11 protein-coding genes are annotated in these 12304 nt (G+C 69.1%); 3 read left to right on the top strand and 8 right to left on the bottom strand.

The annotated features are described in order from the left end of the window. Positions 1–988: efflux RND transporter permease subunit (locus HMPREF3159_RS08355; protein ID WP_168165399.1), on the bottom strand; the 988-nt coding region annotated here is incomplete at its 3' end. A 247-nt stretch (positions 989–1235) separates the two neighbouring features. On the opposite strand from HMPREF3159_RS08355, the gene HMPREF3159_RS08350 reads away from it, so the two are divergent. From HMPREF3159_RS08350 to HMPREF3159_RS08340, 3 genes are all read left to right on the top strand, one after another. Next, positions 1236–2627, top strand: coding sequence for a TIGR01777 family oxidoreductase (locus HMPREF3159_RS08350; RefSeq protein ID WP_070500606.1), 1392 nt, complete (start codon positions 1236–1238; stop codon positions 2625–2627). A gap of 620 nt (positions 2628–3247) precedes the next feature. Next, the gene (locus tag HMPREF3159_RS08345) at positions 3248–3547 is read left to right on the top strand and encodes an integrase core domain-containing protein (protein WP_168165398.1); all 300 of its coding nucleotides are present in this window, start codon (positions 3248–3250) and stop codon (positions 3545–3547) included. A gap of 152 nt (positions 3548–3699) precedes the next feature. Then, positions 3700–4689, top strand: a complete 990-nt coding sequence (locus tag HMPREF3159_RS08340) for an IS481 family transposase (RefSeq protein ID WP_070500611.1) — start codon at positions 3700–3702, stop codon at positions 4687–4689. Between the two features lie 51 nt (positions 4690–4740). Here HMPREF3159_RS08340 and HMPREF3159_RS08335 read toward each other — a convergent pair whose 3' ends face one another. From HMPREF3159_RS08335 to HMPREF3159_RS17865, 7 genes are all read right to left on the bottom strand, one after another. After that, positions 4741–5070 (bottom strand): metal-sensitive transcriptional regulator, encoded by a 330-nt coding sequence (locus HMPREF3159_RS08335; protein WP_070500605.1) that lies wholly within the window; start codon positions 5068–5070, stop codon positions 4741–4743. Between the two features lie 26 nt (positions 5071–5096). Next, positions 5097–7283: a heavy metal translocating P-type ATPase gene (locus tag HMPREF3159_RS08330; RefSeq protein WP_246821573.1), complete on the bottom strand. Its 2187-nt coding sequence runs from the start codon at positions 7281–7283 to the stop codon at positions 5097–5099. A gap of 17 nt (positions 7284–7300) precedes the next feature. Beyond that, positions 7301–8494, bottom strand: coding sequence for an FAD-dependent oxidoreductase (locus tag HMPREF3159_RS08325; protein ID WP_070500604.1), 1194 nt, complete (start codon positions 8492–8494; stop codon positions 7301–7303). Between the two features lie 73 nt (positions 8495–8567). Next, on the bottom strand, positions 8568–8831 hold the full coding sequence (locus HMPREF3159_RS08320) for a hypothetical protein (protein ID WP_070500603.1): 264 nt from the start codon (positions 8829–8831) through the stop codon (positions 8568–8570). 35 nt (positions 8832–8866) lie between these two features. After that, positions 8867–11140: a heavy metal translocating P-type ATPase gene (locus tag HMPREF3159_RS08315; RefSeq protein WP_070500602.1), complete on the bottom strand. Its 2274-nt coding sequence runs from the start codon at positions 11138–11140 to the stop codon at positions 8867–8869. Positions 11141–11188: 48 nt separating this feature from the next. Then, positions 11189–11935, bottom strand: coding sequence for an Ig-like domain-containing protein (locus HMPREF3159_RS08310; RefSeq protein ID WP_246821572.1), 747 nt, complete (start codon positions 11933–11935; stop codon positions 11189–11191). A gap of 200 nt (positions 11936–12135) precedes the next feature. Then, positions 12136–12297, bottom strand: coding sequence for a heavy-metal-associated domain-containing protein (locus tag HMPREF3159_RS17865; RefSeq protein WP_371441704.1), 162 nt, complete (start codon positions 12295–12297; stop codon positions 12136–12138). Positions 12298–12304 lie beyond the last annotated feature (7 nt).

Genomic DNA, 12304 nt, shown 5'->3' with positions numbered 1-12304 from the left:
CGTGCCCGGCGAGCTCCGCGGACTCGTCGGCGTCGGGCTCGTGGCGGGGCCGTCGCGGCCAGAACGCCGCCCGCCCGCACAGCAGCAGCACGGCGGGCAGGAAGCTCAGCGCCGCCGCCATCGCGACGGCGATGCCGATCGCGGCGACGGGGCCAAGGGCGCTGTTGGACTTCAGGTCCGACAGCAGCAGGCACAGCAGGCCGGCGATCACAGTGCCCCCGGAGGCGAGCACCGGCTCGAGGGTGCCGCGCAGCGCCGCCCGCGTCGCCTCCGCCCGGCCGCGCAGGCGCCGCAGCTCGTCGCGATAGCGGGCCACGTACAGCAGCGAGTAGTCGGTTGCCGCCCCGATCACGAGGATGAACAGGATGCCCTGGGTCTGCCCGGACAGCAGCAGCACGCCCGCATCGGCGAGGTGCCAGATGATCAGCAGCGCGACGCAGAGCGCGGAGACGGAGGTGGACAGCACGATCAGCGGCAGCAGCGGCGAGCGGTAGACGAGCACCAGGATCACCAGCACCGCGGCCAGCGCTACGGCGAGCAGCAGGCCGTCGATCCCGGCGAAGGCGTCGCCCAGATCAGCCGAGAAGCCGGCAGGGCCGGTGACATGGGCGTCGAGGCCGGCGGGCAGGTCCCGGGCGAGGGAGTCCTCGATCGCATGGGTCGCCTCGCCCAGGTCCGCGTCGGGATCGAGCGGCACGAAGGCCTGCACCGCGAGGGAGTCCTCGGAGGGGATCGGCGGGGAGATCTCCTCGCCCACCGCCTCGAGTGCCCCGAGCGCCTCGATGCTCGCGGCGATCTGCTCGCCGGCGGCGGGGTCGATCTGCTCCTCGGAGGTGACCACGACGATCGCCGGGATCTCGTCGGAGCCCGTGAACTCCGGGGCGAGCCGGGAGACCTCGGTCGCCTCCGCGGACTCGGGCAGATAGGCGGTGCGGTCGTTGGAGGAGACCTCGCCGACGCGGCCGAAGTAGGGGCCGCCGAGCGCCATGCCGGCGAGCCAGCCGAGGATCAGCAGCGCCGGAGCAGGCTGCGCAGCACGCGAGCGCCCCGCCGAGGGGGACGCGGATGGGTGGGTGCGGCCGCGGGGGCCGAGGGGGTGCTGCGCGGCATGGCGTCCCTTCGAGCGTGCTCTGTGCCTCGGCAGTGTCTCACACGTCGTTAGCTTGGCGATGTAGTGTGCGGGGAGCCGATATGAACCGGCTGCCCGTCGCCCGCTCCGGAGTCGAGGAGTCGCCGTGAGGATCGAGACCCGCCACCACCTCGAGCACCCCCGGGACGAGGTGAGCGCCTGGCTGGAACGGCCCGGAGCGCTCACCCGGCTCACCCCGCCGGGCCTGGCCAGTGCCGAGGACGCCGCCGAGGGCGGCACCGGGCAGGGCCGTCTCGTCGGCGTGCGCCTCGGCCCATCGTTGCTCCCGCAGCCGCTGCGCCCCCGCTGGCTGCTGCACCACGCCGATGCGACGGCGCCCTTCGACTTCGCCGATCAGCAGGTGCGCGGCCCCTGGCGCACCTGGCGGCACGAGCACGCTGTCGAGCAGAGCGGCTCCGGCGCCGCGGTGCACGACCGCCTCGAGGTCGAGCTGCCGCGGCACCTCGAGCGATGGGAGCCCCGTGTCGGGGAGCTGGTGAGGGGCGTGCTCGACTTCCGTGCCCGCCAGCTGCGCGAGGACCTCGCCTTCCACGCGGCGCGGGCGGGCCGGCGCCCGCTCACCGTGGCGATCGCCGGGTCCTCGGGGCTCATCGGCAGCCAGCTGGCGGCGCTGCTCCGCACCGGCGGTCACACCGTCCGGCCGCTGGTGCGGCGCGCCGCGACGGCGCCGGGTGAGATCTCCTGGGACCCGCAGGGAGGGCGGCTCGACCCCGCCGACCTCGAGGGCGTGGACGTCGTGGTCAACCTCGGCGGCCGCTCGATCGCGACGCGGTGGACCGCCTCGGCACGGGCGGAGATCCGCGCCTCCCGCCTCGCGGGGACCGCGCTCCTCGCCCGCACCCTCGCCGGCATGGCCGACGGACCGACGGCCCTCGTGCAGGCCTCCGCCATCGGGTACTACGGGCCGCGACGGCCGGGGGAGGAGCTGGTCGAGGGTTCCGACCCGGGGGAGGGCTTCCTCGCCGAGGTGGTGCGCGACTGGGAGGCCGCGACGAGCCCGGCGCGCGAGGCCGGACTGCGGGTGGTGCTGCTCCGCACGGGCCTGGTGCTCAGCGACGGCGGCGGATCGCTGCTGCCGCAGCTTCCGCTGTTCCTCGCGGGAGTGGGCGGTCGGCTCACCGCGCGGGACGCGGCCGTCTCCTGGATCTCTCTCGACGACATGGTCCGGGCCTACGCCCACGTGATCCTCTCGAGCACGGCGGACGGGCCGCTGAACGCGGTCGCGCCGGGGACGGTCACCGCCGGGGAGTTCGCCGGCACCCTCGGGCGGGTGCTGCACCGCCCCGCCCTGCTGCCCGTCCCCGCCGCCGGACCGGCGCTCGTGCTCGGCCGCGCCGGGGCCGACGAGCTGATCCGCACCGACCAGGACGTCTCGGACGCCCGGCTGCGCAGGAGCGGCTTCGAGCCTGCTCACCCCGAGCTCGAGCACGCGCTGCGCCACCTGCTGCGGCGGATGCCGACGAAGGGGGAGGCGTAGCCCAGGCGGGGCTTGGACCCGCGACCGACGGATTATGATTCCGATTCTGTCATCGTCGCGACCAGCCCAGTTGATAGAGATGCAGTTCAGTGCTCGTTTGCAATGCGGGCTCACATCTGCTGGCGAGGGTCGCTTTCGGCGCTACTGCGTACCCTCTGCGTACCCGATCACCAGTCCGTCGACCGCCTCCGCTTACGTCTCCTGGATGGCATGAACAGGGCGACGACGAACTCGACCACTATGTCCACGAGGATGCCCATGCGGTGATGTTACCGGCGCGCCTTCTCGTGGGTTCCAACGCGTCCCGCGCGTCGGCGTCTCGCTCCGCGCCATTGCAGCGCCACGAGCGACAGCAGCGCGACCCCGGCGAGCAGGACGACGACTCCTAGCCACGTGCTCCGAGGGATGCCGATGCCGTCGGTGGCGATCTGCAGGCCAATCGCGATCAATGCCGCGGCTACTGAGATACTGCCGAGGGGGTCCAGGTGGATGGTATTGGGGTGGATTGGGATGGGCCTTACGAGGGAGAGTTCGTATTCTGGACCTCTCCTGTTGTCGACTCTCGTGATGCTCGCACGGATCGGGCGATCACGAGTCCCGCTAGTGCCAGAGTCGACAGAGTGCCCCAGCGCCTCTCGGAAGCCGGCGCGGTCGCGTCCGTCGGTTCGACCGGCGACTCCTACGACAACGCCCTGGCTGAGGCATTCAACTCGCTGTTCAAGGCCGAACTGATCCGCAACCACGGCCCGCGGAAGAACATCGACGACCTCGAGATCGCGACCGCGGAGTACATCGACCGGTTCAACCATCGTCGCCTCCACGGCGAGATCGGCATGATCCCGCCCGTCGAACTCGAGGACACCTACTATCTCCACCAGACCGTGCCAGCGACCGCCGACGCGGCACTTGCGAGCCTCTAAAAAACCCGGGGCGATTCACACCAGGTCGAAGAACAGCTCTAGGTGTTGCGGGTCATGACGTTGTAGTCACGGGGTCGGGATGAAGGAACGGGTCCCTGACCGGCACGATGGGTGGTGCTGAAGCCGTCCATCTGCTGGAAGAGAACCGTTCCATGACCCACCGTAATTCGCCGCTGAACCCTGCCGGAAGACTCCGCCTGGTCCAACGTGTCGAAAATGATGGCCGACCTATCGCGCATGTCGCCGCCGAAGCCGGCGTCGCCCGCTCGACTCTGACGAAGTGGGTGCACCGCTACCGCGACGACGGCGCCGAAGCGTTGGAAGACCGCACCAGCGCTCCTGCCAGACGTCCTTCGCGGCCACCGATCGAGGTCCTCGAACTCATCGACTCCTGGCGGCGAGAAGAGAAGTGGTCGGCCCGTCGCATCGCACTCGGGCTCGCCGGTCGCGGCCACCATTACTGCGTCCGCACCATCGGGCGCTGGTTGCAGCGCCTCGGGATCTCCCGCCGCCGAGACCTCGACCCGACCGGAGAGAATAACCGCGAGACCGGGAAGATCATTGCCCGCTTCCCTGGTCACATGGTCCACCTGGACGTGAAGAAGGTCGGACAGATCCCCGCCGGTGGAGGCTGGCGACTCCACGGCCGCGGCAGCGCGAAGAAGGGCAAGCAGCGCGTGGGCTACACCTACCTGCACTCCGCAATCGATGGCTACTCCCGACTCGCCTACACCGAGACCCTCGAGAACGAGACCGCCACGATCACCATCGGTTTCTTCTCCCGGGCCAGGGCGTTCTTCGCTGCGCACGGCATCAATCGCCTGGTCCGGGTGGTCACCGATAACGGGACCAACTACCGCGCGAAGACGTTCGTGCGCGCCGTGAACGCGCATGCGTCGCGGCATCAGCGGACCCGGCCTTACACGCCCCGGCACAACGGGAAAGTCGAGCGCTACCAGCGGATCCTCGCCGAGGAATGCCTCTACGCCCACGCTTTCTACTCCGAGGGCGAGCGCCGCGAAGCGATCAGCGTCTGGGTCCACCATTACAACTATCATCGGCCGCATACCGCCTGCGCTGATCAGCCCCCGGCCACCCGAGTCCACGAACGTGTCGACAACGTCATGACCTCATACAGCTAGCTCCGCAGCTGTCCAGATGATCGACTGGGTCGTCGCTCGCGGTCAGTTGATTCAGGACTTGACGAGACGTCGAACTGCGTCGGAGGCCTCCTTGAGCTTGATCTCGGCTTCGTCTCCGCCCTCGCGGGCCGCATCGACGACGCAGTGTCGGAGGTGGTCATCGAGCAGGCCCAGCGCAACGTTCTCGAGTGCACTGTTCAGGGCCGAGATCTGAGTGAGGATGTCGATGCAGTAGACGTCCTCGTCGACCATGCGGGAGATTCCACGAGCTTGACCTTCGATGCGCTTGAGTCGGTTGAGGTAGCGAGGCTTGTCTAGAATGTACCCGTGAGGCCCGCTGTGGCAGGCCCGGTCTTCTGTGCTTTCCGGGACAGTGGACATGATCGATTCCGTTCGATGTAGGGGCATTAGCGGCGATTGCGTACGGCAGCGGCGGTCGCCTCGGGACGCAGGTCGAGGCGTCGCAGGAGCTGGGCGTTCAGGGCGACGACGACGGTGGACAGGGACATCAGGATCGCTCCGACGGACATTGGCAGTGCGAACCCGATGGGGGCGAGGATTCCGGCTGCCAGCGGCACGGACAGCAGGTTGTAGCCAGCGGCCCACCAGAGGTTCTGCTTCATCTTCCGGTATGCGGCGCGGGAGAGTTCGATGACCGAGAGTACCGAGCGCGGATCGGAGCTGGCGAGCACCACGCCTGCGGAGGCGATCGCGACATCGGTGCCGGCACCGATCGCGATGCCGACATCTGCTTGGGCGAGAGCGGGGGCGTCGTTGACGCCGTCGCCGACCATCGCGACCTTCTTGCCCTCCTTCTGGAGCTGGGCCACCTTGGAGGACTTGTCCTCGGGGCGCACGCCGGCGAAGACGCGGTCGATGCCGAGCTCGCGACCGACGCTGTTCGCGACCGCCTCGGCGTCACCGGTGATCATGACGACCTCGACACCCAGGCCGTGCAGAGCATCGATCGCCTCGCGGGACTCGGGACGCACCTCGTCGGTGAGCTTGAGGCCGCCGATCACCTCCCCGTCGCGCAGGACATGCAGGATGATCGCGCCCTCCTTTCGCCAGGTCTCGGCCTCCTCGATCTCGCCAGTTCCGGTCTCTTCGAGCAGGCGGGGGCCGCCGACGCGAATCTCGTGCCCGTCCACCCGGGCGCTCACGCCAAGCGCGGGAGTGGAGCTGATGTCGGAGCCCGCAGGGACCTGGATTCCGTCGGCCTGTGCCTTGGCGACGATGGCGCGGGCGAGCGGATGCTCGCTCTCCGCCTCGGCGGCGGCGGCCAGGGCCAGCACCTCGGACTCCTGCGCATGGCGAGGAATGATCTCGGCGAGGGCGGGCTCGCCCTTGGTGAGGGTGCCGGTCTTGTCGAACAGAACGGCGTCGACCGTGCGCATCGCTTCCAGTGCCAGGCGATCCTTCACCAGGACGCCGCCGCGGGCGGCCCGCTCGGTGGCGATCGAGACGACCAGCGGGATCGCGAGACCGAGCGCGTGGGGGCAGGCGATCACCAGCACGGTCACCGTGCGGACGACGGCATCATCGGGCATGCCGAGGAGTGACCAGGTGATCGCGGTGATCACGGCGGCGCCGAGCGCGAACCAGAACAGCCACGCGGCCGCCGTATCGGCGATTCGCTGAGCTCGGGAGGAGGAGTTCTGCGCTTCGGTCACCAGGCGCTGGATGCCGGCCAGGGCGGTGTCGTCGCCGGTGGCGGTGACCTCGATGCGGAGGCTGGAGTCGGTGGCGACGGTGCCGGCCACGACGGAGTCTCCGGCGGAGCGTGTGACCGGACGGGATTCGCCGGTGACCATGGACTCGTCCACATCGGCGCGACCCTCACGGATCGTGCCGTCCGCGGGAACGCTCGCGCCTGGGCGCACCAGGACCAGGTCACCGTGCCGCAGCTCGCTCGGCGAGACGCTCACGAGATCATCGCCTTCGATGCGCTCCGCCTCATCGGGGAGCAGCGCGGCCAGGGAATCGAGCGCGGAGGTCGTCTGCGCGAGGGAGCGCATCTCGACCCAGTGTCCGAGCAGCATGATCACGATCAGCAGAGCCAGCTCCCACCAGAACTCCAACTGGTGATCCAGGAGCCCGAGAGTGGCACCCCAGGAGGCGATGAACGCGACCGTGATCGCGAGCCCGATGAGGAGCATCATCCCCGGCTGGCGGGAACGGATCTCGGAGACAGCACCTGTGAGGAACGGGCGGCCGCCCCAGACATACATGACGCTGCCGAGGATCGGGGCGATCCACAGTGCGCCGGGGAAGTCGGGAACGCTGTATTCGAGGAGCATCGCGAACATCGGGGAGAAGACGACGACGGGCACCGCGATGAACAGGTTGAGCCAGAACAGCTGTCGGAACTGTGCGACGTGGTCCCCGTGACCGGAGTGACCACCGTGCCCGGAGTGGCTCTCGTGTCCGGAGTGGCCCTCATGGCCTCGGTGCGATCCATGGTCGTGGTGTGCGCCGGGGGCGTCCTGCTCAGCGATGGCGGTGCGGCTGTCATGGGGTGCTGGGGAATGGTGGTCGTGCTGCGTGCCGAGTTCCCCGTGGTCGTGGCGGTGGGTGTGGTTGCCAGCGTTCATGCCGACACCATATACCCCTAGGGGGTATCTGTCGAGGGGGTGGATTCCGCTCTCGGCATCGACTCGATCGAGCTATGGAGTTCCGGCACGAGAGCCATCACCGCGGCGCCGGCGTCCAGGCCGCTGACGCCGATGAGCTGTCCCGCTCGCTCATGAGTGAGGACCAGGGGAACAATGGACGTGGTCTGCACGTTCTCGGAGTGGCTGGTGTGTCCCGCGGCGAGGTAGAGATGCTGGTGGATCTGTGCGCTGTAGAGGGCGCGCGGCCGGTAGATGCCCGGGGAGTCTGCGAGGCCGATCGAGGCCAGGAGGCTGCGGGCGGCGTGAACGCCCTGGGCCTCGGCATCGCTCCAGTGATCGATGCGCCAGGTCAGTCCGTCGGACTCGTGGACTGCGACACCTCCTGCGGCGTAGATGTGATCGTGGGTGCGACTGCGCAGGCGGTGATCCACGGCGATCGGACCGTTCCAGGGGGAGGGGCTGACCGCGATCGTGCCCAGAGCGGTGATGACCAGGTCCACCGTGGCCACGTGGCCATCGGAAAACTCCGCGCGCACCTCGTTCTTCTCGAGATCCAGGTGGGTCAACGTGTGACCGAAGCGGGTGGTGACGGCGCGGCGATGGGCGCGGGCGAGCTGTTCCGCGACCGCTGCGCCGAACGCGGTGATCCCGGGGACGGGGGATGAGGCGGCGAGAGTGACTTGGCACCCGGCATCGCGCAGTATCCCCGAGGTTTCGGCTCCGATCATTCCGGCCCCGTAAACAAGGACCCTTGGGGAGGTCGTAGCCGCGAGGGCGGCGCGCACACGAAGCGCATCGTCCAGCGAGTGCAGGTGCGTCATCCGAGCGCTGTCCACGGCTGCGGGGGCGGCGACGCCCGAAGGGAGGGGGCGTGGCGCGCTTCCTGTGGCCACGATGAGGGCGTCATAGTCCAGGCGGGCTCCGGAGCGCAGGTGGACGGTCTGCTCACGAGGATCGACCGCGCGGACGCTGTCGCGGACCACGCTGCCGGGCAGCGGCGGGAGCTGTGCCTGGTGGGTGTCGATGAGTCCGGTGGCGACGGCCTTGTTGACGAGCGTGCGGTTGTACGGGGCGATTTCCGCATCGATGATCGCCGTCGTGGTGATCTTTTCCTGCGGGGCGAGTTCCCGGACGGCGGCGGATCCCGCGGCACCGGCACCGATGACGAGAACGTGCGTCGTGGCGGACACGGTGGAGCTCCGATGTGGACGGGGGAGGGGTGCACTGCCAGGCGGTGCACCCCTCCCGCTCGTGGGTGGTTGTTCAGGCGGCGACGTACTTCTGCGGGTCGGCGTCGAACAGGGGGCCACAGCCGGCGCAGCACAGCCAGTAGCGAGTGCCTTCGTAGTCGCGGAACAGGCCCGCGGCCTCGGCGACGCTCTTGACGACCGTCCGGCCCTCCATCACCGGGCAGATGGCCATGTCGTCCGTGGGGCCCACGAGGCTCGGGCGTCCCTCCTTCGCCACGGGAGCGGGGGAGGCGTGGCCGCCGCAGCAGTTGGAGGACTGGTCGGTGGTGTCGTGCATAGTTTTCCTTCCATTGGGGTGTCGTGCAGGCTGAGTCAGTTCTTCGCGATGGAGGTGAAGCCGCGCAGGCGCAGGCTGTTGCCGACGACGAAGACGCTGGAGAAGGCCATCGCGGCGCCGGCCAGCATGGGGTTGAGCATGCCGAGCGCGGCGATCGGGATTGCGGCCGTGTTGTAGGCGAAGGCCCAGAACAGGTTGGTCTTGATCGTGCCGAGGGTCTTGCGGGACAGGCGGATGGCGTCGACGGCGCTTCGGAGGTCACCGCGCACCAGCGTGATGTCGCTGGCCTCGATCGCCACGTCGGTACCGGTGCCCATCGCCAGTCCCAGGTCGGCTTGAGCCAGGGCGGGGGCATCGTTGACGCCGTCGCCCACCATCGCGACGATGCGACCCTCGCGCTGGAGGCGGGAGACCACATCCACCTTCTCCGACGGCAGCACCTCGGCAATGACCTCGTCGATGCCGACCTCGGCGGCGATCTGACGGGCCACGGCCTCGTTGTCGCCGGTCAGCAGGACCGGGATCAGCCCCAGCTCCTTCATCGCGGCAACGGCCTCTGCACTGGTGGGCTTGACCGTGTCGGCGACCACCAGGATTCCGCGGGCGATCCCGTCCCAGCCGATGGCGACGACGGTCTTGCCCTGCTCCTCGGCATCCGTCTTCGCAGCGGCCACCGCAGGGCTCAGCGTCATCTGCGTCTCGGCGAGGAGGCTCTCGCGGCCCACGACGACCGAGTGGTTCTCGACGGTGCCGCGCACGCCCTTCCCCTCGACGTTGGTGAACTCCGACAATGTCGGGAGCTGGCCGACCTCCTGGGTGGCGCCCTTGGCGATCGCTTGGGCGATCGGGTGCTCGGAGGAGTCCTCGACGGCGCCGGCCAGGCGCAGCAGCTCGGCCCGATCGGTGCCCTCGTCGGTGACGACGTCGGTGAGGGTCATCTTGCCGGTGGTGACGGTGCCGGTCTTGTCCAGCACCACGGTGTCGACCCTGCGGGTGGACTCGAGCACCTCGGGGCCCTTGATGAGCACCCCCATCTGGGCGCCGCGGCCTGTGCCGACCAGCAGGGCGGTCGGGGTCGCCAGACCCAGCGCGCAGGGGCAGGCGATCACCAGTACGGCGACGGCGGCAGTAAAGGCCGCGGTGACGGGGAACCCGGCGCCGAGCCATCCGCCGAGGGTGAGCGCGGCGACCAGGATGACGATCGGCACGAAGATCCCGGAGATGCGGTCGGCTAGGCGCTGGACCTCGGCCTTGCCGGTCTGGGCGTCCTCGACGAGTTTCGCCATCTGCGCCAGCTGCGTATCGGAGCCGATGCGCGTGGCACGGACCACGAGCCGCCCACCGGCATTGACGGTGGCACCGGTGACGATGTCACCCTCGCCCACCTCGACGGGGACGGATTCCCCGGTGAGCATGGAGGCGTCGACCGCGGAGGTTCCGGAGGTGACGGTGCCGTCGGTGGCGATCTTCTCTCCGGGCCGGACGATGAACTCATCACCCACGACGAGGTCGTCGACGGCGATCTTCTGCTCCTGGCCTCCGCGCAGCACGGAGACCTCTTTCGCGCCGAGCTCGAGCAGGGCGCGCAGGGCGGCGCCGGCCTGGCGCTTGGAGCGCTTCTCGAAGTAGCGGCCGGCCAGGATGAACATCGTCACGCCCGCGCCGACTTCGAGGTAGATGTTTGCCGCCCCGTCGGAGGGGGCGATCGTCAGCTCGAAGGGGTGGGTCATGCCGGGGGTGCCGGCCGTGCCGAAGAACAGCGCGTACAGGGACCACAGCAGGGCGGCGGAGGTGCCCATGGAGATGAGCGTGTCCATGGTGGCGGCGCCGTGCTTGAGGTTGGTCCAGGCCGCTTTGTGGAACGGCCACGCACCCCACACGATCACCGGCGCTGCGAGCGCGAGCGAGAGCCACTGCCAGTAGGGGAACTGGAGGGCGGGGATCATCGCCATGGCGATGACCGGGACGGTCAGCGCGACCGCACCGATCAGCCGGTGGCGTAGCGAGGTCAGCTCCGGGTCGGAGTCCTCCTGATCGTCCCCAGGCGTGTTCGCTGAGTCCTTGCCGGTGGTGGGCTTGGGTAGCGCGGCGGTGTAGCCGGTCTTTTCGACTTCACTGACGAGCAGCTGCGGATCGTAGCCCTCTGGGGCCGTCACCTTGGCTTTCTCGGTGGCGTAGTTGACGGTCGCGGTGATGCCGTCGAGCTTGTTGAGTTTCCGCTCGATCCGGTTCGCGCAGGATGCGCATGTCATGCCGCCGATTTCCAACTCGATGCCGGCCTCCGCGATGAGCGGTGCTTCGGTGTTCACTCCAGGTCCTTTCCGATCTGTTGCGAAGGTCGATCCGGCCCGGAGGGGTCAGTGACCGTCCGGGTGCGCATCGGCGCTCTCGTTCTCGGTGCCCTGCTCCGCCTCGACGATGAACTGCGTGGTGTGCACCTCGCCATCGATCTGGAAGTCCAGATAGAGGTAGTAGCGGCCGGCCGTAGGGGCCTCCGCCATGAAGGAGATCTCCGGGCCGGAGGTCTCCCCGGCAGCCGGGTCCTCGCCCTCGGCGTGGACGTGGAGGTACTCCATATCGCCCTCGCGCAGGGCGACGAGATGGCCGAAGGCGCCGAGGTAGGGCTCCAAGGTGGTCACCGGAGCGCCGTCCTGGGTGACGCTCAGCGTGAGGTCGCTGGATGTCCCGGCAGTCAGCTCTCCGTCCAGAGTCACCTCGAACCCGTCGACCTCGTCCTTCGCGGAGAGGGGACGGTCGGTGACCGGCGTGAGTTCGCCGGCAACGTCAACGGTTCGCGACAGCGTCAGGGTGTCCTCGCCGTCGCCGGTGGGGGCGAAGTCGGCGTAGATCTTGTACGTACCGGCTTCCTCCCACTGCCAGGGCAGGGACCAGCTGCCGGTGGATGGGTCCAGCTCCGGGTGCACATGGCGGTACTGGGTGCCGTCGGTGCGGACCACGATCAGGTGCATCTCCTTCTCATGAGCCTCCTGATACTCCGTGACGGGGCTCCCGTCGGGCCCGGTGATCGTGTAGGCGAGCTCTCCGGCCTGCTCAGCGGACTGCGGAGCGGAGACCTTGGACAGCACGTATCCCTGCGATGACATCGATACTCCCTTCTGCGGTGCGGGCTCGGGCTGCGTATCCGCGCCTCCACCGTGGTCGGGATCGTCGTGCGATGTGTCGGCTGCTTGCGCTGACCATCGCTCGACGACCCGGTCCGGGACGACGGCGCCGGCTGCGACGAATGCGCCGCCGAAGGTCACTGCGACCGCGGCGCCGTAGGCGATCAGTCGTCCCGCGGCATTCATCGGGTCTTGACCGCCGAGTAGCCGGCATCCTCGACCGCGGTGAGGACCTGTGCGTCATCGAGGGGCTCCTCGGAGGTGACGACGAGGCGGCCCGTCTGGGCGCTGACCTGAATGTCAGTCACCCCGGAGAGCTCACCGACCTCCTCGCGGACGGACATCTCGCAG

Source organism: Brachybacterium sp. HMSC06H03 (genome assembly GCF_001807385.1).
Classification (GTDB): Bacteria; Actinomycetota; Actinomycetes; order Actinomycetales; family Dermabacteraceae; genus Brachybacterium; species Brachybacterium conglomeratum.
Note: the sequence above shows the minus strand (reverse complement) of the source record. Positions and strands in the feature narration are given on the sequence as shown.